Origin of the sequence: Variovorax robiniae (assembly GCF_037889955.1) — a bacterium.
GTDB classification, from domain to species: Bacteria; Pseudomonadota; Gammaproteobacteria; order Burkholderiales; family Burkholderiaceae_C; genus Variovorax; species Variovorax robiniae.
In genome coordinates this window covers 1-24949 of the sequence record NZ_JBBKZS010000007.1, presented here as the reverse complement: position 1 = coordinate 24949, position 24949 = coordinate 1, and the positions used below count along the sequence as shown (strand labels likewise).

The window sequence follows — 24949 nt, the reverse complement described above, 5'->3', positions numbered from 1 at the left end:
CGATGGGTGCGGCCAATGAAGGAGGCCCGACCTTGAGGGAATCCGTTCGGGCCGCGAAGCTTACATCTTGCGGCTTGAGTTCGATGGGGCGCCCTTGCCAACGGCAGGTTGACAGCCCGCGATCGCCCACAAAAAAGCGCCCCGCAGGGCGCTTTCGGTGGACACGCAGGGGGAATTACTTCGCGCCCGGCATGTCAGGCGTGCCGCCTTGGGTCGAACGGCGCTTCTTGCTGCCGTCCTTGTTGCGACGGCGGGTGTCGCGCGTTTCGGCGCGTTGTTCGCCGCTCATGGCAGCCTTGTCGGTGCCGATCGCGCCGCCTTCGGGCGTCTTGGCGATGTCGCCGGCGGGTGCCTTCACCTGGCCTTGGGCCTTCGAGGACCTCTTAGCTTCGGCGCGCTGCTGTGACTTGCTATTGGTGGCGTTGCCTTGTTCCGGCGAGGTACCGGCCGGGTTCTGGGCGTACGCACCAACTGCGAACAGGCCGGCGATCATGACTGCGAGAATCTTGCTCATTACTGATTTCCTCATGGATGGTTGAAAACGCCTCCCGGCCAGCAGAAGGTCTGCCAACAACGAAGGCGCCAGATCTGCGGTTGACAGATGTCGAAGCCTTTGCCGGTTGCGTTTAAAATTCTACGGCTATTCAGCCGGCTGGGAACAAACTGTCTCCTAGCCGCCACTCCTCGCTAATTCTCCCCGGAGCTCCCGATCACATGCCAAGCTACCAGCACATCAAAGTCCCGACCGAAGGCCAGAAGATCACGGTCAACGCCGACAATTCTCTGAATGTGCCCGACCAGCCGATCATCCCGTTTATCGAGGGAGATGGCACCGGTCTCGACATCACGCCGGTGATGATCAAGGTGGTGGACGCGGCGGTGGCCAAGGCCTACGGCGGCAAGAAGAAGATCCACTGGATGGAGGTCTACGCCGGCGAAAAGTCCACCAAAGTCTACGGCCCGGACGTCTGGCTCCCCGAGGAAACCCTGCATGCCGTGCGCGACTACGTGGTTTCCATCAAGGGCCCGTTGACCACGCCGGTCGGAGGCGGCATCCGTTCGCTCAACGTTGCGTTGCGCCAGGAACTGGATCTCTATGTGTGCCTGCGCCCGGTCCAGTATTTCCAGGGCGTGCCCAGCCCGGTGAAGGAGCCGCACAAGACCAATATGGTGATCTTCCGGGAAAACTCGGAGGACATTTACGCCGGCATCGAATTCGAGGCCGAAAGCGAAAAGGCCAAAAAGCTCATCAAGATCCTGCAAGACGAATTCGGCGTCAAGAAGATTCGTTTCCCCAATACCTCGGGTATTGGCGTGAAGCCCGTTTCTCGAGAAGGCACCGAACGGCTAGTCCGAAAGGCATATCAATATGCCATTGACAATGACAAGTCGAGCGTGACCCTGGTGCACAAGGGCAACATCATGAAGTTCACCGAAGGTGGCTTCCGTGATTGGGGCTATGCCCTGGCGGCCAAGGAATTCGGCGCGGAACTCGTCGACGGCGGCCCGTGGATGAAATTCAAGAACCCGAAGAACGGCAAGGAAATCACTGTCAAGGACAGCATCGCTGATGCGTTCCTGCAACAGATCCTGTTGCGTCCGGCCGAGTACTCGGTGGTCGCGACGCTGAACCTGAATGGTGACTACATCTCCGACGCCTTGGCCGCCCAGGTCGGCGGCATCGGCATTGCCCCCGGCGCGAACCTGAGTGACACCGTCGCCATGTTCGAGGCCACCCACGGCACGGCGCCCAAGTACGCCGGCAAGGACTACGTCAACCCCGGCTCGGAGATCCTTTCCGCCGAGATGATGCTGCGCCACATGGGCTGGAAGGAAGCGGCCGACCTGATCATCAGCTCGATCGAGAAGTCGATCGCCAGCAAGAAGGTGACCTACGACTTCGCCCGCCTCATGGATGGCGCCACGCAGGTGAGCTGCTCGGGTTTCGGCCAGGTGATGATCGATAACTTATAGGCACCCCTTCATGACCCTTCTTGAACCGTAAAAAACCTAGGCATATCAAGGACTTAGGCGCGAATCGAAGGTCCAAGACGGTCAAAGTAAAATCTCTGAATTCCACTCCGTGCGAGGGGAATCAGAGGAAATTGCGGCAAATCCCCTCCGCCCTCTGCCACGTCAGAGGGGAACGGAAGGAACCTGCCGAAATGCCAGAGGTAAAACTCAAACTCACGCCGTCGCTCCTGAGCGCGGCCAAGCCCGATCCCAAGGGGTCTTACAAGATGTCGGACGGCTCGGTTGTGCCAGGGCTGTTCGCCCTGATCCAGCCAGCCGGCACAAAGTCGTTCGTCTTCAGCTTCACGCTCCATGGCAAGCGCAAGGAGGTAACGCTGGGCCGCTTCCCGAACGGGTTGTCGCTGGCGGAGGCCCGCGCGAAGGCCGTGGCGATGCGCGCTGATGTCGAGCGCGGCAAGGACCCAGCCGCAGCGACCAAAGCCGCGAAGGCGGCAGAGAAGGCCAAGCATGCGCCTCCGCCGCCTGAATCGGCGTTCGCCCTGTTCGCTGAGAAGTGGCAGACGGAACGCCTAGCAAAGCGCGCGGATAGCTACAAGGCGCAGATACAGAGCCGCCTTGACCGCTTCGTGTTCCCTGAGATCGGCCACAAGGCGCTCGCGGCAGTAACGCCACGCGACGTTCTAGCGATCATCGAGCCGCTCCAGATCGCCACGCCCAACACGGCGGAAGGCGTCCGCAAGATCGTCCAAGCAATCTACGACTACGCAATCGCAAAGCTGCTGGTCGAAACGAACCCTGCGCGACCGCTGCGCGGCATTGTTGACGTGCCGCCGTCTGAGGAGACGCCAAAGCTGAGTCCTGAGGAGTTGGGCCGGTTCTGGCAGACCTTGGACAAGCAGACCGGAGCGCATCGCACGACCATCGCTGCGGCAAAGTTCTTGGTCTACACGATGACCCGCAAGAACGAAACGCTGAAGGCAAAGTGGACGGAGTTCAACCTTGAGGCGGGCACCTGGACCATCCCCAAGGAACGCATGAAGAAGAAAAAGGAGCACATCGTTTTTCTCAGCCGCCAGGCAAAGGCATTGCTTGAGGAGCAGAAGGTCATCAGCGGCAAGCTGGAGTACGTCTTTCCATCCGCATTCCGCAACCACTGCCCGCTGGCCGAAGTGACGCTCAACCATCTGTTCAAGCGCATGGATATCCGTCCTGACTTTTCTCCTCATGGAACTCGAAGCACAACGGCATCCTTACTGCGCAATCTTCGTATCGAGTCCGTTGATCCGGACGGCGTGCGACGTGAGAAGCGCGTGGAATATGACGTGGTTGAGATGTTGCTCGCGCATACGATGACCGGCGTTGCTGGTCGCTATCAGCGCCAAGACCTATTCGAGGAGCGGGCAGAAGCCCTCCAGTTGCTGGCCGATGAGATCGACCGTCTTGCTGCGGCTGCGGCAAAGCCAGAGGAGGCAAAGCAACCAGCCGCGCAACCTGCGGCAGAGGAGGCGACGACATGACGAACCGACGACCAACCGCTGTCCTTCGCAACAACGAAGCGCAGCAGCAGCCCACAACCAAGGCCACCCACACGGGTGGCTTTCTTTTTGCCCGAACGATTCCTATGACCACCCCACTGATTACCCTCTCTGCGCCCGCAGTCGTCACCGTCATCGTCGCCAGCAATGCCGACGACAGCAGCAAGTTCGATGTGCTCGTTGACGGTGAGGCGTTCGATTCGTTCGGCACCTTCGCAGCCGCAATGCGCGATGCCCTAAGCATCTTCAACGCGCGTGTCGAACTGCTCCATTGACATAGGGTTCGTCCCATCACACCGCGTTCTGACGAGGCAGCTAGTATGTAGGCACACCAGCGGCAGTCTCTTCAGTTGAGAGGCCGGAACGATAGGGCTGAGGCCGCTGGTGAACACGGTTGGCTAAGCCAACGGGACGCACCCCAGAGCCCGGACCGATTTGATTCCCTTAACAGGGCAAATCCGTCCGGGCTTTTCTTTTGCTTGGTCGGTTCTGCTCCTCACCACAAAGGACCAACCGTGAAACCGGAAAATGAACAAATCAAGCCGCTCGACCTCATAGCACTTGCTTACCTCATGGACTACACGTCCGATGGCGGCGGCGATGGCTACCAACGCATCGTCAACTATGGGTATCGCGTAGCAAGCATGATGGTCATTGCGCGAGAGCCGTATGTTGCCGCGGCAGATGACGAGTCCGCGCAATGAAACATCACCTACCGCCCGAAGGCTTCGCGCGCAGACCGCAGGTGCTTGCCGCGACCGGCTTCTCCAAATCCACGCTGAGACGCCGCATGCTCGCTGGCGACTTCCCCAAGCCCGTTGCCCTTGGACCGCGCATCGTCGGATGGGATGTCGCGGCGGTGCGCGGCTGGATCGTAGCCCGAACCGGCGCTGTGTAGAGGGCTGTGGCGAGGCCTGTAGCGCGTTGTACGGGCGTGTTTCGGGCGACGGCGACGGCGGAGGTAGGGCGCCGCGCTCGCGCGTCCTACGCGGGCCACGTTCGCGAACGGTCACGCGTTACTAGCGGGAACTTCGACCCGTAGGAGCGGCGCGTGCTATCGGCGCAGACGATGCGTTTCCCCTCGCAGTTCCCTCCGTCTGCCGCGACACACGATGAGGGCGCGGCAAAAGGCAATCGGCAGAAGGCAACGTTCATCGCTGAATGAAAGAAGCCGCCCATGGTACGCGACCAAAGGCGGCTTCAGTGTCCGTCCAATGCCGACCACACACAGGCGCGGTGTAGCCAGGTGCGCAGACGGTCCGACGATACCTGCGCCGCGAGTGTCCTGTTGATGTCCTCTCGCGAGTGGACACCAAAAAGCGGGCCTTAATAGAGGGCTATGACCAATCCCAATTTCAAGTGCGTCGTCAAACCAGAGCTAATCGAGCCAGCGCGCGAGGCCGCGCGCCGATGTGGTTTGGATGGATCAAGCGAATACATACGCATCGCGTTTGAGTATCTGGTTGAGCATGGCCTACCGCCAGAGTTTATTGGCCGTCGCGCCCGATTGAAGGTTGGCCGACCGGCGCGCGAGGAGGCAGCTATGCGTCGATAGCAATTGCCGCGCTGCCGCGCACTAGAAAGAACCTCAGAAAGAAAGGGCCCTTGCTGGGACGGCGTCAATTACCGTAAGAGGTCTTTCTATTATGCCTAAGGATGGAGTGTCCGAGCCAAGAATCTATTACCCGGACGCGAGCTATACATGGGACGACATACCGCCTGAATGGAAGGGCAATATCACCGATGGGCGCATTCTGGTCGACATCGCTGATTGCGTAAAGTTCGAAGCAAGCAGGGAAAATGATCCGTTTGCCGATGATGTTGAGCTTCGAAGCAAGCGAGTCAAATTGGCTTCGGGCATCTGGTCCAAGCTGAGCCAAGAACAAATGGCCTTCGCACGTTCGCTTGACGCTGCGAAGGTCAAAAGCAAGATGGACGCGACTGCCGCGGCACTCCTCAAGGAGCGTGACCCGAACGAGGTCAATCCAGCCCTCAGGGGATACACCGGCACCTCATCAATCGACACGAAGCCCAAGGACTGGGTGTACGCAGTCGTTAGAAAGGGCATCGAGTATTACCACATAGCAGACCCATATCGTGCTTATCCAGCAAAGGTCATGGATGAGCGCGTCAACCAATTCCTTTGGGAGAAGAACGGCAACAAGAAGATCAAGCCATCTGTGTCGCATCTCAGCCGCGCCGAATTCGAGGTGAAGAAGTTTGCCGATGACCCGACAAAGGCAGTCCTGTTTCGGGACATGGACGATGATCTTGTTTTGAACCAATGGCGGCCATACGTTATGCCGCCTCGACCAGCAGAAGACAGATTCGAGATTGTGAAGTTTGTCGAGGATTGGTTAGACCTGATCTATCCAGGCCGCAGAGAGTTCATCATCAAGTCGTGGGCACACGCCTACCAGCGCCCAGCCGAGAAACAGAATGTCGGCTTCGTGTGGGGCGGCAATCAAGGCATCGGCAAAGACACGCTGCTCACGATAGGCTTCCACGTGCTGGCGAGTCAGCGGCGGGTGTCCAATATCAAGCACAACCAGTTGGACGGCAACTTCGAAGAGTTCTTGCTCAATCCGATCATCATCGTCAACGAGTTCCATCAGTACAAGGGTGACGATGGATTGATGATCGTTCGGTTCAAAGCGTACTGCGCCGCACCACCAAATGAGTTTCTGATCGACATCAAGTACAGCTTGCTTCGTCGGGTGCGCAATATCCACCGCGTTCATATCACAACGAATATGGAGGACCGCTTCAAGCGCGAGAACGGCGACCGCAGGTTTTACGTCATGAAGAGCCACGCGACGAAAGAGCAGGTGCGCGAATTCGTGGGAGGGAGAATTGGGCCGCAAACAAACCTTGCGTCGTGGATCGAAGATGGTCGCGGCGATGCGTTCGCGCACTACTTGATGACCGTTGATTTGACCGGCTTTGATCCGAGTCGCCTGCCGCCTGATGCGGAGGACTATGACGAAGTACAGAAGGGCTTTGCTATTCAGCCCGCATTGGCCGCTGCGCTGGACGAGATTGCCGCCACCTTTGGTCAACGCGAAGTCGCGGCTGAGTTGCGCAAATCGCTCTCTGATATGGAGATGGAGGATTGGCCTGAATTCGTCTCAAGCCAGCAACTGATGCACACGAACGCCTACTATGACTTTGATGTTGACGGTAAGCCGCTCAAGCAGTTTGTGTCAAACCAAGGTTGGCTGAACATCGAGATGAGTACTGCCGGGTATCAGGAGATTGTGCGAGAGGATGGCCGCACGCAATTCAAGTCCACGAGAAAGCCGAAGAAGGCAGATGGCATTCGCGCTGCTACCTCACGTCTGTTCATCCGCAAGGACAGGATATTGCCGGGCGAAAAGGTTGTTGCGATGCGCGAGCGGGCTAAAGAGTTCTTGAACGTGCTGACTGACTATTGGGAGACGACTGCTGGATTCGCGACGTATGTTGATAAGAAGAAGGACTGGTACGACGCTCCGGGCATGGAGGATGCCGCGGCAGACAAGAACTATCAAGATCGAAAGAAGAAAAATTCGGCCTGATGCCTATGTCGCGTGCTCTTGTTAAGGGTGACGGGGGTTACGGGCGGGTTAACAGGCGAATGGGTGTTTTTCCCTTAGAAATTAACGACTTAACATGTTTCGGGGTTAGCGGGGATGGGGGATAGGGTGTGTCAACTTCTAAAAAAAACGCCGCCCCTCGGACATCAGTTAGGACATTCTTTTTTTAACTTAACTTTTTTCTTTATCCCTTTATCCCTCTATCCCTATGTGGAGCTAAACAGCTGATTCCTAACGATTTTCAGAAGGGTTAACTGAGGGTTAACTGTGTGGCGGCAGACACCCTGACCTAACCCTAAACAGTGTTGCGGCTGAGCTTAGGCTGTTTTCAACAGTGATCACAGTTATCCCTCGCTTGTGTGTGCGGCAGACACGGACACAACTGCCAAGCTATCCTTCGTCGTCTTAATTCAGGCAAATAAACGGAGCAAAGGAGCGTCAAATATGAGCAGCGATAGCGCATACAAAGGTTGCTCCTTTGACCCGCAAAAGTTCGCCACACGCGGTCTTGCCGAGGAGCACCCAACCTCTTTCCAGACCTACGTGGATCTGCGCCTGCGCGGCATATCTCAGGATTTGGCCTTGATCGAAGCATTCGAGATGATCCGGCTGGGCATTGACCTATCGAACATCAGCACTCTCACGCTGGCGATTGAGACGAATCCCTTTGTGCGGCAGAGGATTGATGCCGCGTTGGAGGCAGCCAGCATCAAGACTGACTTGTGGAGCGAGAAGCGTGCTGTCCATAAACTCCTGAAGATGGTTGAAGACCCATCCGTGCGCGATGGCGTTCGACTCCAAGCAATCGACAGACTGAACATCCTCTGCGGCTACGTGGTACTGGAGGACGATGTCAACGACCGCCCATCGGCAGGCAGCAGCCTCAAGGACTACCAGCGCGCACACGAAGAATGGGTTGCTGCTGGCGGAGTGGCTCACTGATCATGGCCGCGGCAATAACCAAGAAGCGCCTCTACAGGCCCATGCGCCAGGATGAGTATGTAGAGGTACTCAAGACGCACGGGCGGCGAGTAGCGAACCGCGTTGCCCTTGCTCACCTGCCCAAGAGTCATCGCACCCTCCAAGACTTCTATCTCTGCTATGCGCCAGAGACTGGCCTCTCAGAAAACGAAATGTGCTGGACCGGACTCATCAACAAGTTCGATCCGACAGGCTGGTTCTCGCAATACGCACCGGGTAAGCCACGTGAGCTTCACCCAGCGCCAGAGGGTATGGCCGAGAGCGAAGGCGCATCAGTGGGCGCAATGTCGGTGATCCCGAAGGCAGAGCCAGAGCCAATCGCAGAACCCAACGACACCGAAGCCAGCCGCGCGCTGGATGCCGAGATTGACGCGCTGTTCGACAAGTTCATCAATGCGTCGACAGCAAGCGACCTCTCCGCAGATATCCTGGCGGCATCTACGCGACTGCTCGGAACGAAGTTGTTCGCGGCGGACACGACCCAGCAAGACATCGCAGGCTGGATTGCCGATGGGATCAAGGGGCACGCGTGATGACCAAGCAGATCATTTCCATGTCGATGGCGCGGCAGATGAAGCGACCATTCGCCGGTCCGATGCTTCGCGAGCAGCGCGGCAAGTGGTCGATGGAAGAGCGCGAGTGGCTTGCGATGAACTATGACGTTGTGCCCGATGCCGAATACGCAGCGTACATCGAGCGTCAGCGCAGGGCGGCGAGGTCAGGCTTGGAGAAGGCCGTTGAGGCGGTCAAGGAACGCATCGCTGATGTTGTCGGTGGTCCTGCTGCGGCTCCTGTCGCACCAAAGAAGCAAAGGCCGCAAGCACCTGCGGCTGCTCCAACCGTCGATCCTCGCAAGCGGACATTCTTCACGTAGGTCACGCGTTCCCCTCCGGAACCTATGTGTCCATCTGACGCGCTCGCGTCGGCATGTGCTTAGCCCCTGTTTTCCCCTCCGTCTGCCGATCCTGTTCGGGCCGTTTGACAGAGGCGTTTTCGACCCGGAGGCAGGTTCGGCTATTCCCGGCGCGGAAAGTCGGCTGAAACAGGTGTTTGCGGGCCTTGTCACAGACTTCTGCCACAGCCCCTCCGCGCCGACCTCGACAGACCCGGCGCGACGTTCGCGCGAACGGAGTGTCCGGAGCGTTTCGCGCTTGTGTTCGCGCCCCTGCCGAACGCTTTGACGCTGGGCGGACACCATTGGGCCGGTGCGCCGACAAAACACCCTCGCAGGACATTGCACCTGTAGCAGGATAAGGCTTCGACGCGCCCTAGGTTGCCTCTGGATCGGGCAGCTTTCAGCCCCACCCTCATCGGTGGGGTTCTTTTCTTCTGGAGTACGCATGACCACACGGAAGCAAGTTCGCGATCAGATCATTGGAGCAACGATGGCGGCAGGGATCGACCCGACTGTCTATGGCGTCGCACGCGCAAAGATGATGGTTAAGGCCGTCCAGCGCGGCATCGATTGCGCCGACACCATCGCAACCATCGTCAGAGCAAGGGACTCCGCTGACCCGGCATCGCAAGAGATTGCGAACAGACTCATGGCGAACAAGGAGTTCGTGAAGGCGATGGCTGTTGCCGTCGAGGGCATCTTGGCCGATGTGAAGAAGCTTGCTGCGGCTCAGCCCACCGCCGCCACTGCTGCTGCGGCAAACGCCGATCCGGACCAGACCAATCCGAATGCCGCTCCCGTCGATCAAGAGCAACATGGTGCCGACTACCCGGAGAGCCCAAGCGCAAACCACGTGGACGACCCGAAGCGCGGTAGCGGAATGCCAGGCGCAGACGCGGCTATCACCGGCACGTTCGCCACATACCTCGCAGACAACGCCGCACCGGACATCGAACGCCGCGCCGCTCAGTCGGCAGACGCCGAAGCCGCAGCCAACCGCCGCACCGCAGTCGCATCCGCGAACACGCCGGAGGACAAGACCAGAGCAGCATTCGGCCTTCCACCACGCCCAGACGCGCCGAGCAGCTTGGATGCGTTCTATGAAGAGAGCGAACCTGCGCGCAAAGATCGGCCATACGACCGCTGAGGAGAGCCGCGCCATGGAAGCAACTTGGGTTCCGTTCTCCGAACTCACAGAGGAGGATCGCACGATGATGGCCGTCGCAGCAGCAAAGCGCCGCGCGATCTTGGATGAGCGCGAAGGACATCCACCGGACGCGACACCGATCGACGTTGACTCTCCACTCAATGCGCATCGCATCGAGCAGGGCGGCGGCGTCCGTGTTCGTCTTGCTGCCTGATCTGCCGCGCAGCCATGTTCGACTTCGAACAGAACGAGTCAGACGCAAAGCCGTACAGGGCATCCCTGCTTGGCTTTGTGCTCGCTGTCTCCACGGATGGGAATGATGGCGAGCTTGAGCAGCATCGACTAACGTCACTTCGCATCAGCCGCATAGGCACGACTGATACGAAGGGCGGCATTCAGATGCTCACCTTCTACGGCGCTTCTCTCATCGATGCTGTTCTTGCCGCCCAAGAAGCAGGCCTTGAATTCGAATCCCTCGCGATGTCCGAACCATCCGGCAAGGTCAATCGCGTCTACGTCCAATCACGCGCCATCACTGCCGCTGCGGCAGAGTCTGATGACGCAATCTCGTTCAGGGCGACGCTGGGCGGCAAACACGGAACTGGTGTGCTGTTCATCCACCAGCCGTTTGACGATGACGACGATGACGACAACTATCTGCCGATCATGGAGGCACGCATCGGCAGGAGCGATGAATCAATCCTCGTTGCTGGCGAAAACGTCTACGCATGCATCGAGGTGATCAAGCGCAACTTTGACGTGAGCCGCGTTGTCTTCGAACAGCCTGCGCAGAAGCGGCCACGTGAAAGGCACGCGTCTCCTTGGAAGCAAGACCAATGACGGTTGTCCTTCGTCGGACACCTTTCACCGCAGCCGAGCGCGAGCTTGTCGCGGAGGCCGTGCTCACCGGCAATGTCCCTGACTTTCTACCTGAGCTTGAGGGGATCGCGTTGACGATTGCCGAGAGCTTGCCTGCGTTGTTGGCGAAGGCACGCCTGCCGGACACGAGCGCGAACCGCAGACTGGTTGTCGACATGGTATTGGTCAGATGGGGCCAGCCGCGTGGACCACGTCCAAGCAAGAGCTACAGACGACTGGCCTAAGCAGATGAAGCCGCGCCTCTTGACCCTCAGGCTCACCGACACTCAGGTCGCGGCAACGCTGCGCTCACTCGACTTGGACGACACACCGCCGAATCGTCAACGCGCGGTGGACGCTCTCGCCAGCCGCCTCCTCGCTCCGCCGCCGTTCGCCTCGCAGTCCGTGCTCAAAGCCGCAGACAGGGGCGGCAGATTCCGGCATGGGAGGCGCAAGTAAACTGGATGCTCGCGTGGCTCGCGGTCTTTGCCTTGATGGCGATAGCCGCAGCGATGCTTGTCGTGACGGCGCTTGTGGCTTCGTCATAGGTTATTCGCTCGAACCTATGACCGCAGGCGGCATCGTGCTTTGCCGTGTGCGGCGCTGAACTCCCCTCCGAAAGACCCGCGCCAAACATCGGCTTGCAGCAAGGCCGCAGCGTCCCTGATGCCCCATGCTGGCATAAATTTGGATGAATGGCCTACTCGATAATGCTCCCAGCGATGTTGCGGCAGAGGGCTCTGCCCACTGGCGCTTCACAGATCATGGACCCGCTATGAAGCGGAAAGAACTTTTAGGTTACTGAGCCACATGCCAACGCTTCACTGGGTAGGAAAAGACAAAGTCGTTAATCATCATCATGACGTCGCGTTCAGACTGCTAGATAAGAAGTACGAATTTAAAGCGGACGCCTCCGCACCTCCTAACTCCGGAGATAACCGAATCATCCATGGAGATAACCTGGAGGTTTTGAAAAGCTTGCTTCCTGAATTTGAGGGTAAGGTCAACTGCATCTATATTGACCCGCCCTACAACACAGGCAACGAGGGTTGGGTTTATAACGATGCAGTCAATGACCCGAAAATGCGGCGTTGGTTGGGCAATGTGGTTGGTAAAGAAGGCGAGGACTTGAGTCGTCATGACAAATGGCTTTGCATGATTTACCCTCGTCTCAAGCTCCTTCATCGGTTGCTTGACTCGAGTGGCGTGATCTTCGTCAGTCTTGATGAAAACGAGATAAATCACTTTCGTCTGCTGATGAACGATATCTTCGGCGAAGCGAACTTTTTGGCTCAAATCATCGTTCAGTCAAACAAGCGTGGCCAGACCTATAAGCAGATTGCGAAGACGCACGAATATCTACTTTGCTTTGGCAAATCTTCGCTTTCGGAATTGGGCGAGTTGTCGACCGAGGGTACTAATCTTCCGAATAAGGACAAATTCGGCCCCTACTCGGCGCGGGAGTTGCGAAACCGTAACCCGAAGTTTGGCCGATTCAATCGTCCGAACCTTTTCTATCCAATCTACGTGCGGCCCGGCGAAGTGGATGAAGAGGGCAACTACTTTGCTTCGCTTGAGAAGCACGCAGACTCAATTGCCATTGAGCCGTTCAACAGTGAAGGCATTGAAAGCTGCTGGCGATGGGGTGACCCAAAGGTAAAGAAGGCCACGGAACCGTCCACCACGCAATATCTGTTTGCGAGGCAAACCCGCGAGGGCGGGTGGCGCGTATTTGAAAAATATAGAAAAGAGAGCGTCAAGGCGAAGTCTATCTGGTTTGACACTAAGTACATTAGCGAGCAGGGCACTACTGAGCTTGGTCGCCTGGGGCTGGGTCAGGCCTTTGAGTTCCCAAAGCCCGTTGACCTCATTGTGGACTGCCTTGAGCTGTGCGATAACGATGAGGCCATTGTCTTGGACAGCTTCGCAGGAAGCGGCACGACAGCTCAGGCAGTACTGAAAAGCAACGCCCAAGATGGGGGTAGCCGAAAGTTTATTCTTTGCGAGACGATGGATTACGCCGAGACGGTCACGGCCGAACGAGTGCGTCGGGTAATTAATGGATTTGGTGAGAATGCTAAGGGTGCGGCGCTTGGTGGCTCCTTTAGCTTTTACGAATTGGGTCCCGCCCTTTTCAACGAAGAAAAAAATCTCAATGAAGAAGTAGGCGAGGCCGCGATAAGGGAATATGTGGCCTATACGGAGAACATTCCACCAGAGGAGAAAGTTGATCAGAACGTTGGAAGGCCTGCTTCAAAAATCAGCCCCTACGCACTGGGAGCCACCGAAACAGCGCTCTGGATTTTCTACTATGAGCGCGCGCGAGTAACAACGCTCAATTTGGATTTTCTCGCAAGTCTCAACATCAATGCCTTATTAGCCGCAGGTGGAAGGCGCCCCGAACTGTTTGTGATCTACGCAGACAAGTGCGCCTTAGATAAAGATTTTTTGTATAGTCACGGTATTACGTTCAAACGCATTCCGCGTGACATCACCCGATTTTAAGAACCTCGGCGGCATAGATTATGGAACTTAAAGACTACCAAGCCGACGTTCTCTCGGACCTAAGCTCTTATTTGCAAACACTTCTTGATTTCAAGGGTCACTTGAGCAAGTCGTTCACCGACTACTGGAAAAACCGAGGTGTACTGAATCAGTCATATAAGAATAACATTCAGGAGGTGCCTCATGTCTGCGTGAAGGTTCCCACTGCTGGTGGCAAAACGTTCATTGCGGTGAATGCGCTGGACAGAATATTTACTGCTTTTGCTGAGTACAACCCGACAAAGCCAAAGTTTGTAGTCTGGTTGGTCCCGTCGCTGACTATTCTTGAGCAAACGATCAAGAATCTTGCAAACATTGATCATCCGTATCGTCAGCGTCTGAACGATCTCTTTCAAGGTCGAGTTCAAATCTACGAGAAGACAGACGTTCTGCAAGGTGCCGGTTTCAATGCAGACTCCGTGAGAGAGCAGTTGTCTGTCGTTGTGATGTCGTTTGATTCATTGAAGGCAACTAACAAGGAAAATCGCAAGGCTTATCAGGAAAACGGGTATCTGGCTTCGTTTTTGTCGGACGGCTCGCACGATGACTCACTACTGCCTGAGTACGACAAGTCGTCGCTCATCAATGTCATCCGCACGCTGAATCCTGTGGTCGTTGTAGATGAGAGTCACAACGCGGAGAGTAGCTTGTCATTGGACATGCTTCGCAACCTTAACCCAAGCTTTATTTTTGACCTCACTGCCACACCCCGAGACAACAGCAACATCATCAGCTACGTGGACGCGCTCCGCCTTAAAAAGCAGAACATGGTGAAGTTGCCCGTGATTGTGGCGAACCAGCGCAGTCAAGAAGACGTGATCATGGCCGCGCTAAATATGCGCAGACAACTAGAAGTGCTGGCAAAGGCAGCGCAGGCCAATGGCGCTGGGTACATCCGACCCATTGTCCTCTTCCAGGCGGAGCCCAAGAATAAGGATGACACGACGACCTTCGAAAAGGTCAAGAAAATTCTCGTCGATCTCAATATCCCACCAGAGCACATCGCAATAAAAACATCAGCGGTGAATGAGCTAAAGGATGTTCAGTTACTGGAGAAGAGTTGCCCGGTCCGCTACATCATCACGGTGAACGCTTTGAAGGAGGGCTGGGACTGCCCCTTTGCCTACATCTTAGCGACGCTTGCCAACAAATCGTCGGTGGTGGACGTAACACAGATTTTGGGGCGTGTGCTGCGTATGCCGTACACGCGGAAGCACAGCGCTGAGCTTTTGAATTTGAGCTACGTCTTTACTGCTTCCAGCCAGTTCCAAGCCACTCTCAATCAAGTGGTGGCCGCCCTCAACAAGGCGGGGTTCTCAAAGCGCGACTATCGGGAACTGGATGTGGCGTCCTTGCCGTTGCCGGAAGTCGCTCCTTCGGTCACCGATACCAAGGACATGTTTAATGAAGGCACATCCGACGAGTCAGCCACCGACGATGCGGCGGCGCTCGGACTCGACACAGGAAAGCTGGACTCGCAATGGGAAGAAGTCGCAGTAAAGATTGAGCAGGGTCAATCTGTTGGTTTGCAGGAAAATCCTGTAGAAATGTCGAGCCTCACCACCATTGCTGCCATCCAAGAGCAGGCGCTGGTTCGGGCACAGGAATTTGAGGATCAAGCGCTACTGGCAGACACACAAGACTGTCCCGAAGAGTTAAAGGCGCACATGAACGAGCACAAAATTAAGCCAAAGTTCGAAGATGCCACTACTCTTTTAAAGCTTCCTCAGTTCTTCTTAAAAATCCCATCTACGGGCGGTTTTTTTGATTCCGGAGATACTTGGCAAAAGCTGGCAAAGGAGAATCTCCTTAGCGACTTTGTTTTAGCCAATCTTGACGCGACTGTTAACTTCAGCGCGATCGATTCGGAGGTCTATTCGGTTGATGCCGAGGAGATTGGCAAGGGTGAAAGCGCTCTAGCGTTCAAGGCCATCAAGAAAACCGAGAAGGAAAAGCTCAACCAAATCATCCGCGGCCAGCCTTCATCGGGTCAAGTTAGGTCCATAGTGTCGAGGCTTTTTAGCCTAATCGGGAAGAATACCTTCTATCCGATTGAAGACAATGACGTAAAAATCTATCTCTCTCGCATCGTTCAAGCGATGAGCGCAGAACAGCGTTCGGATTGTCTTGAGCGAGATTATTCGTATGTGAAGGTCATAAAGGAAAAGATACAAAGCTTGGCGAACGAATTTGCTGAGAAGGAGTTCGGGAACTGTCTAGCAATCCAGAAGATCAAGCTCCAACCAAGTTTTTCTTTCCTCAAGAGCATCACCCCCAGCGACAACGCCCCTTCGATCAGCAAGAGCCTGTACGTTACAGAAGGTGGGTTGAATAACCTCGAGGCTAAAGTTATTCGCGGCGTTGCTGAATTGGAGAATATAGTTTGGTGGCATCGTAATCTTGAGCGCGGAAAGGGTTTTGTTCTCAATGGTTTCATTAACCATTACCCTGATTTTGTCGTCCTGACTCAAGGCAAAACCATTATTTTGATTGAGACGAAGGGCGATGATCGTGACAATTCTGATTCAAAAGACAAACTAAAACTTGGCCGCGCTTGGGCGGACCATGCCAATCAATTAACACACGAAACTGGCTTTCGCTATCATTACATGATGGTTTTCGAAAGTAATCCGATTGCTGGAGCGATGACGACCGGCGAGGCGCTCAAGTTGGTTGAGCAGCTTTGATCTGGGGGGGGGGCTGCGCGTGAGACGTTCGATGGCGAATGCTTCGTGCTGGATCAGAAAACGCACGAGGGGCACAGCCTGCAAACAGAAACGCCGGTCGCTCTGGACCACCGCCTGCAAGGCCATCCAGCACAGATGGCCTACGTTGCTACAAGTGGGCGGCTCCGTGTGCTTGTGCATTCCGCCGCCCGCGTAGGAGCCCTCGCACGGCTGCGGCTAGTAGGTAGACCTGCCCGACACGATCCGGACGCGCTCCGAGCGCTGCCTCGCGAGGCGGCTACACGACTCCTACCGCCCGCCGCGCGCCGACTTCGCGACTAGGGCCTGTGTACGGATCGGCGGGCCGCGACGGAGGGGGCGGCAAAACGATCCTCCGAACACGGCGAGGGGCTTCCGGAGGGGAACAGGTCTAGGCGCCACCTCCGTCAGGTGGAACCATAGGTTCTGATCGAGAACATGTGAGACAAGTGTTGCCGGCGTTCGTCGGCAACCACCGCTCAAGACACCCCGGTGGCCCGCAAGGGACCGGGGTTTTTTTGTGAACATTCAGTCCACCCGTGCCGTCTTTCACGCGACCCGGCCCTTGTTATGTCGGGAAGACGCCACCAATTCCTCTTGGGCCGGCATGGCGCTTGCTCGATCTATAGAATCATTTTTATGGCAACCAGAATCCCCTCGACTCCGAAAACGCCCCCCGTGCGCAAGCCGGCGCGCGACGACGGCGACGCGGTCGTCCTGGAGCGGCGCCCGCAGAAAACCGCACCACCGCAGATGTACCAGGTGGTCATGCTCAACGACGACTACACCCCGATGGAGTTCGTGATCGTCGTGATCCAGGAATTCTTCAACAAGGACCGCGAGACCGCGACCCAGATCATGCTCAAGATCCACCTCGATGGCCGGGGTGTGTGCGGCGTGTTCTCGCGCGACCTGGCGGCGACAAAGGTCAATCAGGTGATGGAAGCGGCGGCCCAGGCGGGCCACCCATTGCAGTGCGTCAGCGAACCCGTTGAATAAATTGCAATCCAACCCATCTGGCACCTATTTACAGCAAGGCAAAAAGGAAATCACATGATTGCCCAAGAACTGGAAGTCAGTCTGCACATGGCCTTCGTGGAGGCCAGGCAGCAGCGCCACGAGTTCATCACCGTGGAGCATCTGTTGCTCGCCCTGCTGGACAACCCAAGTGCCGCCGAGGTGCTGCGGGCCTGCTCTGCGAACGTCGACGACCTGCGGGCCTCGTTGACCAACTTCATCAAGGACAACACGCCGCAGGTCGCGGGCACGGACGACGTGGACACCCAGCCGACGCTGGGCTTCCAACGCGTCATCCAGCGCGCCATCATGCATGTGCAGTCCACCGGCAACGGCAAGAAGGAAGTGACGGGCGCGAACGTGCTGGTCGCGATCTTCGGCGAGAAGGACTCGCATGCCGTGTACTACCTGCACCAACAAGGGGTGACGCGCCTCGATGTGGTGAACTTCATCGCCCACGGCATCAAGAAGAGCGATCCGCCGGAAGCCGCCAAGGGCAGCAGCGAATCGTCCTCCAACGAGAGCGAGGACAACGGCGGCGAGAAGAACGAGAAGTCTTCGCCCCTCGAGCAGTTCACCCAGAACCTCAACCAGGCGGCCAAGGACGGCAAGATCGATCCACTGATCGGGCGCGACTACGAAGTCGAGCGCGTGATCCAGATCCTGTGCCGCCGGCGCAAGAACAACCCGTTGCTGGTCGGTGAGGCCGGCGTGGGCAAGACGGCGATCGCCGAAGGCCTGGCCTGGCGCATCACGCAGGGCGAAGTGCCGGAAATCCTGGCCGAGTCGAACGTGTTCTCGCTGGACATGGGCGCGCTGCTGGCTGGCACCAAGTACCGCGGTGATTTCGAGCAACGCCTGAAGGGCGTGCTCAAGTCGCTGAAGGACAAGCCGAACGCGATCCTGTTCATCGACGAAATCCACACGCTGATCGGCGCCGGTGCGGCATCGGGCGGCACGCTGGACGCATCGAATCTGCTGAAGCCGGCGCTGTCGAGCGGCGCGCTGAAGTGCATTGGCGCGACAACGTTCACCGAATATCGCGGCATCTTCGAGAAGGACGCGGCACTGTCGCGGCGCTTCCAGAAGGTCGACGTGGGCGAGCCGACCGTGCAGGAAACTGTTGAAATCCTCAAGGGTCTCAAGTCGCGCTTCGAAGAGCACCATGGCGTGAAGTACGCGGTGGCGGCCCTGCAGGCTGCGGCCGAGCTGAGCGCCAAGTACATCAACGACCGTCACCTGCCCGACAAGGCGATCGACGTGATCGATGAGGCCGGTGCTGCCCAACGGATCCTCGCGCCGAACAAGCGCAAGAAGACCATCAGCAAGACCGAGGTCGAGGACATCGTCGCGAAGATCGCGCGCATTCCACCGGCCAACGTCAGCAACGACGACCGCGGCAAGCTGCAGAACATCGAGCGCGACCTCAAGAGCGTGGTGTTTGGCCAGGACAAGGCACTCGAAGTGCTGGCCTCGGCGGTCAAGATGGCGCGTTCGGGCCTCGGCCGTGCGGACAAGCCGATTGGCTCGTTCCTGTTCAGCGGCCCGACCGGCGTTGGCAAGACCGAGGCGGCGAAGCAACTGGCCTACATCATGGGCATCGAGCTGATCCGCTTCGACATGTCGGAGTACATGGAACGCCATGCGGTGAGCCGGCTGATCGGCGCGCCTCCGGGCTACGTCGGTTTCGACCAGGGCGGCCTGTTGACCGAGGCGATCACGAAGAAGCCGCACGCGGTGTTGCTGCTCGACGAAATCGAGAAGGCGCATCCGGACATCTTCAATGTGCTGCTGCAGGTGATGGACCATGGCACCTTGACCGACAACAACGGGCGCAAGGCCGACTTCCGCAACGTGATCATCGTGATGACCACCAATGCGGGTGCCGAGACCATGAACAAGGCGACCATCGGCTTCACCAACCCGCGCCAGCAGGGCGATGAAATGGGCGACATCAAGCGCCTGTTCACGCCGGAATTCCGCAACCGGCTGGATGCGATGGTGAGCTTCAAGGCGCTGGACGAGCAGATCATCCTGCGCGTGGTCGACAAGTTCCTGCTGCAGCTGGAAACGCAACTGGCCGAGAAGAAGGTCGATGTCACCTTCACCGACGTGCTGCGCAAGCACCTGGCGAAGAAGGGCTTCGATCCGCTGATGGGCGCCCGCCCGATGCAACGCCTGATCCAGGACACGATCCGTCGTGCGCTGGCCGACGAGTTGCTGTTCGGACGCCTGATCGACGGTGGCCGCCTCACGGTGGACCTCGACGACAAGGAAGAAGTGGTGCTCGACATCACGCCGCTGCCGAAGAAGGAAGGCAAGTCGAAGCCTGAAGCCGAGGAAGCGGCGACCGGCTGATACGATCCCAGCGCTCGGACCCAAGGTCGGTAGCATTCGCTCCCGACCTTTTTCTTTGCCGCCTGCGACCTACTGCCTTGAACCTGCCCGAACTCAGCCACGAATGGAAGACCGGCCTCTCGCTGGCCTGGAGCGGCTATATCGCGGTGCTGTCGGTGTGGATCGTGATGCAGAAGCGCGCGCCAGTGTCGACGCTGGGGTGGATCCTGTCGCTGGCGTTCATCCCCTTCGGCGGTTTCGTCATCTACTACTTCCTGGGGCCGCAGCGGCTGAGGAAGCAGCGGATCAAGCGCTTGCGCAGCCGGGTCAGTTCCTACAGCACGGACGACCTGGCGCGGCTCGGGCATGTCGTGCAATCGGCGCCGCCGGCATTGCGCCAGATGGCGGCGCTGGGCACTGCCGCATGCGGCCTACCGGTGTCGAGCGCCAAGTCGGTCGACCTGCTGTCGGGCGGTGCGCAGACCTTCGACGCGATCTTCGAAGCCATCGCGGCGGCGCGCCACCATGTGCACATCGAGTACTACATCTTCGAGCCCGACCACATCGGCACCGCGTTGCGCGACCTGCTGATCCGCAAGGCGAAGGAGGGCGTGGCGGTGCGCCTGCTGCTGGATGCGCTGGGCTCCAAGCGGATCGGGCGCAAGTTCATGGCGCCGATGCTGGAGGCAGGCATCCACGTGGCGCTGTTCCACGACACGCGCATCGGCCGGCGGCTGCGTCCGGTGACCAACTACCGCACCCACCGCAAGATCGTGGTGTGCGACGGGCTGGTGGGTTTCACCGGCGGCGTCAACATCACGGATGCGGAGGACAGGCGCACGCGCCCCGATGCGTACCACGACGTGCATGTGCGCATCGAGGGCACGGCGGTGCGCTGGCTGCAGATCACCTTCATCGAGGATTGGACCTACGCCACGGGAGAGCACCTGCGGCAACTCCATGAAAAGTTGGTCGACCTGATGCCGGAGGTCGAGCCCGGCGAGATCCCGGTGCAGATCGTCACGAGCGGGCCGGACAACTCGCTGGAGGCGATCCATCGCGTGCACTTGTCCGCGATCAACTCGTCGACGCACCGGGCTTGGCTCACCACGCCGTATTTCGTGCCGGGCGAGCCGGCGCTGATGGCGCTCACCAGTGCGGCGCTGCGCGGCGTGGATGTGCGCGTGCTGGTGCCGCGTCGCAGCGATTCCCTGATCGTGAGCGCCGCCGCGCGGTCGTATTTCGACGAACTCCTGGCTGCCGGCGTGAAGGTCTGGGAATACAAGGAGCGCATGCTCCACTCGAAGACGCTGGTGGTCGATGACAACTGCGCCATGGTGGGCACCGCCAACTTCGACAATCGCAGCTTCCGCCTGAACTACGAAGTGATGGCGGTGGTCTATGGCCCGGCATTGCTGAAGCCCCTGGCGGCGCAATTCGAGACCGACCTGCACAGCTCGTCACCCGTGCGCAGCGCGCGGCGCCAAGCCTTCTGGAGGCGCCTTGGCGATGCCACGGCGCGACTGTTTTCACCTCTTCTCTGACCATGCCCCACACCTTTCTCTGGCACGACTACGAAACCTTCGGGGCCAATGTGCGTCGCGACCGACCGGCGCAGTTCGCCGGCATCCGCACCGATGCGGAACTCAACGAGATCGGCGAGCCGCTGATGCTCTACTGCAAGCCGGCGCCGGACTTCCTGCCGAGCCCGGAGTCCTGCCTCATCACCGGCATCACGCCGCAAACCTGCCTGGAGCGTGGTATTCCGGAGAACGAGTTCGCGGCGCGCATCGAGCAGGTGTTCTCGCAGCCCGGAACCATCGGCGTGGGCTACAACACGATCCGCTTCGACGACGAGATCACGCGCTTCATGTTCTGGCGCAACCTGATTGACCCGTATGCGCGCGAGTGGCAGAACGATTGCGGGCGCTGGGACCTGCTGGATGTGGTGCGGCTGACCTATGCCTTGCGTCCGGATGGCATCCAGTGGCCGCTGAAGGCGGATGGCAAGCCGAGCTTCAAGCTGGAAGACCTGGCGCGTGCGAATGGCCTGGTGCATGAGGCGGCCCACGATGCCCTGTCCGATGTGCGCGCCACCATCGCGCTGGCCCGGCTGATCCGCTCAAGACAGCCGCGTCTCTTCGACTTCGCGCTGCGCCTGCACAAGAAGGACCAGGTTGCCGTCGAGCTGGGCTTTCCGACGACGCGTGAGACGGCGCGGCCCTTCCTGCATGTGTCGGGCATGTTCCCGGTCGAGCGCGGTTGCCTGGCCGTGATGTGGCCGCTGGCGAGCCATCCGACCAACAAGAACGAACTGCTGGCCTGGGACCTGGCCCACGATCCGAGCGAGTTGCCGAACATCGACGTGGCCATCTTGCGCCAGCGCTTGTTCTCGCGCACCGCAGACCTGCCCGAAGGCATGACCCGGCTGCCGGTGAAGTCGATCCATCTGAACAAGTCGCCGATGGTGGTCGGCAATCGTAAGACGCTGGTGCCGGAGATGGCACAGCGCTGGCAGATCGACATGGACCAGGCGATGCGGCATGCCGAGATCGCGGCGGGGCTGCCCGACATGAGCGCGATCTGGCCGGAAGTCTTCAAACGCCCGTCGGTCGAGGGCAAGCCGGATGTTGACGAGGATCTGTACGGCGGCTTCGTCGGCAATGCCGATCGCCGCCGGCTGAACCAGTTGCGCAGCCTTTCGGGGGCCGATCTTGCCCATGCGCGGACCGGCTTCGACGATGCGCGATTGGAGGAACTGCTGTTCCGCTACCGGGCACGCAACTTCGCCGACACCCTCGATGCAGAGGAAAGCGAGCGTTGGGAAGCGCATCGGGCGGCCAAGCTGATCGAGGGTGAGGGCGGGGCGCTCAACGTCGACCAGTACTTTGCCGAGATCGACACGCTGGCGGCAACGGCGGATGAACGGGCCGAGGCGATCCTGGGCGAGTTGTACGAATACGCGGAAGCCATTGCCCCCGAGCATTGAAGAAACTTTCCAAGGAGACACCAACGTGATCCTCGTGACTGGCGCCATCGTCGCAAGCGCCGCGACCTTCGATGAAGTGCTCCGGCTGAGCAACGAGCACGTCGAGCGCTCGCGGGCGGAGCCGGGCTGCATCTCGCATGCGGTGTTCCGCGATACCGAGAATCCGCAGCGTCTGGTGTTCTTTGAGCAATGGGCCGATGCGGCGGCGCTGAAGGCGCATTTCGTGGTGCCGGCATCGCGCGCCTTTGCCAAGGCGGTCGGCGCGCTGGCGGTCGAGCCGCCGAGCATCGAGATCTACGACGCCCAGCCCGTCGAGCCTGCCAAGCTGTGACGGTGCCAGTGGTCAGGCGGCTGGTGCCGTCGGATGCGCCGGCCTACCGGGCGTTGATGCTCGACGGCTACGCGCGGCATCCGGATGCTTTCACGTCCAGTGTCGGCGAGCGCGCGGCGCTGCCGATGTCATGGTGGGAGGCGCGCCTGTCTGTCGAGCCGGCTGCGAAGGACGTCGTGTTCGGCGCGTTCGCAGACGACACGCTGGCAGGCGTGGCGGGCCTGTCTTTCGAGACACGGGAGAAGGCGCGCCACAAGGCCGATTTCTTCGGCATGTACGTGGCGCCGGCATTTCGGAAGCTCGGTCTCGGGGGGCTGATCGTCGACGCGGCCATCGATGCGGCGCGCCAGCGCGACGGTGTCCGGCTGGTCCAGCTCACGGTGACCGAAGGCAATGCCTCGGCGCAGGCGCTCTATGAGCGCGTCGGCTTCGTGCCTTTCGGCGTGGAGCCGATGGCGGTGGCGGTGGACGGCGGCTTCGTGTCGAAGGTCCACATGTGGCTTCTGCTGCACGAATGACGGGCGCTGTGGCAGCGGTGATCACTCCACGATGAACGTGGTTTTCAGCGGCAGCGCCGTGCCGCTCAGCTTGTCCTTGAGGGAGACCTGAACCGTCCAGGTGCCGCTCGGGTCCGAGGGCTCGCTGGTGATGCCTAGCACGGGCTTGGACAGGTACATGCTGTTTCGCGCACCGCCCGGGACGCCCTGGAAGCAGGCGATGCTTTGCTGCACGAGGCTTCTGCCGTCCGGCCCGGTGACATTGAGGTCGCAACTCACGTCCGCCCGGCCGTCCGCACCTACCTCGGGATTTCCGAGGAAAACGAGGACGAACACCGGCTTGCCCTTGGGGACTTTCTTCGCCTGCGTGAACACGGGGCCGATGACCGATGGCCTGGCCCATTTCTCTTCCCAGTCAGTGTCGGGCGTGACGACGACCCAGCCGCCCAGGCCATTGAGCGTGCGCCGGGATTCGGTCTGGGGGACGGGGCGGCCGTAGCGGTCCTTCCAGATGCCGTCCTGGGCCATGGCGCACGCGGGGATGGCCGCGAGGGCGAGAGCACAGAGGATCGAAGCCAGCCGTGAATTCATCGTCATCGCAGGAGTCAATGCTGCGGAATGTCTTCGTGCAGGCAGAGGATGTTGCCTTCCGTGTCGAGGAACCACGCCGCTTTCTCGGAGCCCAGCACGCAGACGTGTTCGACGGTCTTGAAGTCGGGGTAGTCGTAGTCCTCGAACACCACGCCGGCGCGCTTCAAGCCGGCGATGGCGCTCGCGATGTCCTCGACCTGGAAGCTCACCGTAGTGTGGTCGGCCTTGGTGCCCCCGTCCTTGGGGAACAAGGCCAGGGTGGTGCCGCCGCAGCGGTAGGTGAACTTGCCATCGGGCTTCAATCCCTCGGGCTTGAGGCCGAGCTTGCCTTCGTAGAACTGCCGGGCACGTTCCAGGTCCTTGACCGGCAGCATCGTTGTCACGGGCGCATCATTCAGGAGCATGGCATTCCCCTTTCATTGCGGCGCTCATTCTGCGCTTTTGGGAGGGAATGTGGGGTGCGACAGAGTCTTCCGGGTACCGCTATGTCGAGGGCGGGCCCTTGAGTTCGACGACGTTGCCTTCGGGGTCGTCCAGGTAGAGCGAAAGGCCGTCGCCTTCCGCGCCGTAGCGCGATTCGACCGGCCCGGCCTCGACGCCGTGCGCGCGGAGGTGCTCGCGGATCGCTGCCTCGTCAAAGGGCTCGACGCGCACGCAGAAGTGATCGAGGTTGCGCGCCTCCTTTCCGGGTGCTGCACCGCCGGCGCGGCCCAGTTCACCATCGACGGGCACCCCCGAACGACACCCAAACTCCCCCACCCATCGACACGTAAATTCCTCCACCCCAGCCATCGAGCTGTGAGGGTGTAGGCGGCGCCGGCATTGGCCGGAGTCACCTGCGGGCAAGACGCTACTTTCTGCCTCCTCAGCACTGAGGGGGTGACGGAGTGAATGTCTTGAAGCCGCATTTGCAGACGACCATCTGGACCTTGTTAGCCGCCGGCGCGAGCCAACGGGAGATCGAGCGCGTCAC

Annotated in this window: 23 protein-coding genes and 1 pseudogene; 20 read left to right on the top strand and 4 right to left on the bottom strand. The window is 59.2% G+C overall.

The features are described 5' to 3' along the window. Positions 1-175: 175 nt before the first annotated feature. Complete coding sequence (locus WKW79_RS17450) at positions 176-514, bottom strand: cell envelope biogenesis protein TolA (RefSeq protein WP_340336450.1); 339 nt, start codon at positions 512-514, stop codon at positions 176-178. 200 nt (positions 515-714) lie between these two features. Here WKW79_RS17450 and icd point away from each other — a divergent pair, with 200 nt between their 5' ends. From icd to WKW79_RS17350, 20 genes are all read left to right on the top strand, one after another. After that, positions 715-1974 (top strand): NADP-dependent isocitrate dehydrogenase, encoded by a 1260-nt coding sequence (gene icd / locus WKW79_RS17445; protein WP_340336449.1) that lies wholly within the window; start codon positions 715-717, stop codon positions 1972-1974. A 191-nt stretch (positions 1975-2165) separates the two neighbouring features. After that, complete coding sequence (locus WKW79_RS17440) at positions 2166-3491, top strand: tyrosine-type recombinase/integrase (RefSeq protein ID WP_340336448.1); 1326 nt, start codon at positions 2166-2168, stop codon at positions 3489-3491. Beyond that, on the top strand, positions 3488-3784 hold the full coding sequence (locus tag WKW79_RS17435) for a hypothetical protein (protein WP_340336447.1): 297 nt from the start codon (positions 3488-3490) through the stop codon (positions 3782-3784). The genes WKW79_RS17440 and WKW79_RS17435 overlap by 4 nt, the downstream gene beginning before the upstream one ends. Before the next feature lie 240 nt (positions 3785-4024). Next, on the top strand, positions 4025-4213 hold the full coding sequence (locus WKW79_RS17430; RefSeq protein ID WP_340336446.1) for a hypothetical protein: 189 nt from the start codon (positions 4025-4027) through the stop codon (positions 4211-4213). Further along, positions 4210-4407: a helix-turn-helix transcriptional regulator gene (locus tag WKW79_RS17425; RefSeq protein ID WP_340336445.1), complete on the top strand. Its 198-nt coding sequence runs from the start codon at positions 4210-4212 to the stop codon at positions 4405-4407. The genes WKW79_RS17430 and WKW79_RS17425 overlap by 4 nt, the downstream gene beginning before the upstream one ends. Positions 4408-5170: 763 nt before the next feature. Beyond that, positions 5171-7066, top strand: coding sequence for a primase-helicase family protein (locus WKW79_RS17420; RefSeq protein ID WP_340336444.1), 1896 nt, complete (start codon positions 5171-5173; stop codon positions 7064-7066). A 462-nt stretch (positions 7067-7528) separates the two neighbouring features. Continuing rightward, on the top strand, positions 7529-8026 hold the full coding sequence (locus WKW79_RS17415; RefSeq protein WP_340336443.1) for a hypothetical protein: 498 nt from the start codon (positions 7529-7531) through the stop codon (positions 8024-8026). A 2-nt stretch (positions 8027-8028) separates the two neighbouring features. Then, positions 8029-8598 carry a hypothetical protein gene (locus WKW79_RS17410; protein WP_340336442.1) on the top strand — a complete coding sequence of 190 codons (570 nt, stop codon included), beginning with the start codon at positions 8029-8031 and terminating at the stop codon, positions 8596-8598. Beyond that, on the top strand, positions 8598-8939 hold the full coding sequence (locus WKW79_RS17405; RefSeq protein ID WP_340336441.1) for a hypothetical protein: 342 nt from the start codon (positions 8598-8600) through the stop codon (positions 8937-8939). Before WKW79_RS17410 ends, WKW79_RS17405 begins: the two co-directional genes overlap by 1 nt. A gap of 466 nt (positions 8940-9405) precedes the next feature. Then, positions 9406-10107 (top strand): hypothetical protein, encoded by a 702-nt coding sequence (locus WKW79_RS17400; protein ID WP_340336440.1) that lies wholly within the window; start codon positions 9406-9408, stop codon positions 10105-10107. A 13-nt stretch (positions 10108-10120) separates the two neighbouring features. Further along, positions 10121-10321 carry a hypothetical protein gene (locus WKW79_RS17395; RefSeq protein WP_340336439.1) on the top strand — a complete coding sequence of 67 codons (201 nt, stop codon included), beginning with the start codon at positions 10121-10123 and terminating at the stop codon, positions 10319-10321. A gap of 14 nt (positions 10322-10335) precedes the next feature. Beyond that, a complete protein-coding gene (locus WKW79_RS17390) occupies positions 10336-10947 on the top strand; it encodes a hypothetical protein (RefSeq protein ID WP_340336438.1) in 612 nt (203 codons plus the stop codon). Between the two features lie 828 nt (positions 10948-11775). Continuing rightward, positions 11776-13470, top strand: coding sequence for a site-specific DNA-methyltransferase (locus WKW79_RS17385; protein WP_340336437.1), 1695 nt, complete (start codon positions 11776-11778; stop codon positions 13468-13470). A gap of 20 nt (positions 13471-13490) precedes the next feature. Next, positions 13491-16196 carry a DEAD/DEAH box helicase gene (locus WKW79_RS17380; RefSeq protein ID WP_340336436.1) on the top strand — a complete coding sequence of 902 codons (2706 nt, stop codon included), beginning with the start codon at positions 13491-13493 and terminating at the stop codon, positions 16194-16196. A 657-nt stretch (positions 16197-16853) separates the two neighbouring features. Next, a complete protein-coding gene (clpS, locus tag WKW79_RS17375; protein WP_213959357.1) occupies positions 16854-17213 on the top strand; it encodes an ATP-dependent Clp protease adapter ClpS in 360 nt (119 codons plus the stop codon). A gap of 54 nt (positions 17214-17267) precedes the next feature. Next, positions 17268-19589 (top strand): ATP-dependent Clp protease ATP-binding subunit ClpA, encoded by a 2322-nt coding sequence (gene clpA / locus WKW79_RS17370; protein ID WP_340336435.1) that lies wholly within the window; start codon positions 17268-17270, stop codon positions 19587-19589. A gap of 77 nt (positions 19590-19666) precedes the next feature. Continuing rightward, a complete protein-coding gene (cls, locus tag WKW79_RS17365) occupies positions 19667-21112 on the top strand; it encodes a cardiolipin synthase (RefSeq protein WP_340336434.1) in 1446 nt (481 codons plus the stop codon). Between the two features lie 2 nt (positions 21113-21114). Further along, a complete protein-coding gene (gene sbcB, locus WKW79_RS17360; protein ID WP_340336433.1) occupies positions 21115-22557 on the top strand; it encodes an exodeoxyribonuclease I in 1443 nt (480 codons plus the stop codon). Positions 22558-22582: 25 nt separating this feature from the next. Continuing rightward, on the top strand, positions 22583-22888 hold the full coding sequence (locus WKW79_RS17355) for a putative quinol monooxygenase (protein ID WP_340336432.1): 306 nt from the start codon (positions 22583-22585) through the stop codon (positions 22886-22888). A 2-nt stretch (positions 22889-22890) separates the two neighbouring features. Continuing rightward, positions 22891-23406, top strand: coding sequence for a GNAT family N-acetyltransferase (locus WKW79_RS17350; RefSeq protein ID WP_340336431.1), 516 nt, complete (start codon positions 22891-22893; stop codon positions 23404-23406). 21 nt (positions 23407-23427) lie between these two features. Here WKW79_RS17350 and WKW79_RS17345 read toward each other — a convergent pair whose 3' ends face one another. From WKW79_RS17345 to WKW79_RS17335, 3 genes and pseudogenes are all read right to left on the bottom strand, one after another. Beyond that, complete coding sequence (locus WKW79_RS17345; protein ID WP_340336430.1) at positions 23428-23982, bottom strand: hypothetical protein; 555 nt, start codon at positions 23980-23982, stop codon at positions 23428-23430. Between the two features lie 8 nt (positions 23983-23990). Beyond that, on the bottom strand, positions 23991-24380 hold the full coding sequence (locus WKW79_RS17340) for a VOC family protein (protein ID WP_340336429.1): 390 nt from the start codon (positions 24378-24380) through the stop codon (positions 23991-23993). 79 nt (positions 24381-24459) lie between these two features. After that, positions 24460-24708, bottom strand: a pseudogene (locus WKW79_RS17335) (VOC family protein); the annotation flags it as partial. Positions 24709-24949: the final 241 nt, after the last annotated feature.

Bases quoted from the DNA above. Each gene is read 5' to 3' on its own strand.
- WKW79_RS17450 (WP_340336450.1), bottom strand. From the start codon at position 514: ATGAGCAAGATTCTCGCAGTCATGATCGCCGGCCTGTTCGCAGTTGGT.
- icd (WP_340336449.1), top strand. From the start codon at position 715: ATGCCAAGCTACCAGCACATCAAAGTCCCGACCGAAGGCCAGAAGATC.
- WKW79_RS17440 (WP_340336448.1), top strand. From the start codon at position 2,166: ATGCCAGAGGTAAAACTCAAACTCACGCCGTCGCTCCTGAGCGCGGCC.
- WKW79_RS17435 (WP_340336447.1), top strand. From the start codon at position 3,488: ATGACGAACCGACGACCAACCGCTGTCCTTCGCAACAACGAAGCGCAG.
- WKW79_RS17425 (WP_340336445.1), top strand. From the start codon at position 4,210: ATGAAACATCACCTACCGCCCGAAGGCTTCGCGCGCAGACCGCAGGTG.
- WKW79_RS17415 (WP_340336443.1), top strand. From the start codon at position 7,529: ATGAGCAGCGATAGCGCATACAAAGGTTGCTCCTTTGACCCGCAAAAG.
- WKW79_RS17410 (WP_340336442.1), top strand. From the start codon at position 8,029: ATGGCCGCGGCAATAACCAAGAAGCGCCTCTACAGGCCCATGCGCCAG.
- WKW79_RS17405 (WP_340336441.1), top strand. From the start codon at position 8,598: ATGACCAAGCAGATCATTTCCATGTCGATGGCGCGGCAGATGAAGCGA.
- WKW79_RS17400 (WP_340336440.1), top strand. From the start codon at position 9,406: ATGACCACACGGAAGCAAGTTCGCGATCAGATCATTGGAGCAACGATG.
- WKW79_RS17395 (WP_340336439.1), top strand. From the start codon at position 10,121: ATGGAAGCAACTTGGGTTCCGTTCTCCGAACTCACAGAGGAGGATCGC.
- WKW79_RS17390 (WP_340336438.1), top strand. From the start codon at position 10,336: ATGTTCGACTTCGAACAGAACGAGTCAGACGCAAAGCCGTACAGGGCA.
- WKW79_RS17385 (WP_340336437.1), top strand. From the start codon at position 11,776: ATGCCAACGCTTCACTGGGTAGGAAAAGACAAAGTCGTTAATCATCAT.
- WKW79_RS17380 (WP_340336436.1), top strand. From the start codon at position 13,491: ATGGAACTTAAAGACTACCAAGCCGACGTTCTCTCGGACCTAAGCTCT.
- clpS (WP_213959357.1), top strand. From the start codon at position 16,854: ATGGCAACCAGAATCCCCTCGACTCCGAAAACGCCCCCCGTGCGCAAG.
- clpA (WP_340336435.1), top strand. From the start codon at position 17,268: ATGATTGCCCAAGAACTGGAAGTCAGTCTGCACATGGCCTTCGTGGAG.
- sbcB (WP_340336433.1), top strand. From the start codon at position 21,115: ATGCCCCACACCTTTCTCTGGCACGACTACGAAACCTTCGGGGCCAAT.
- WKW79_RS17345 (WP_340336430.1), bottom strand. From the start codon at position 23,982: ATGACGATGAATTCACGGCTGGCTTCGATCCTCTGTGCTCTCGCCCTC.
- WKW79_RS17340 (WP_340336429.1), bottom strand. From the start codon at position 24,380: ATGCTCCTGAATGATGCGCCCGTGACAACGATGCTGCCGGTCAAGGAC.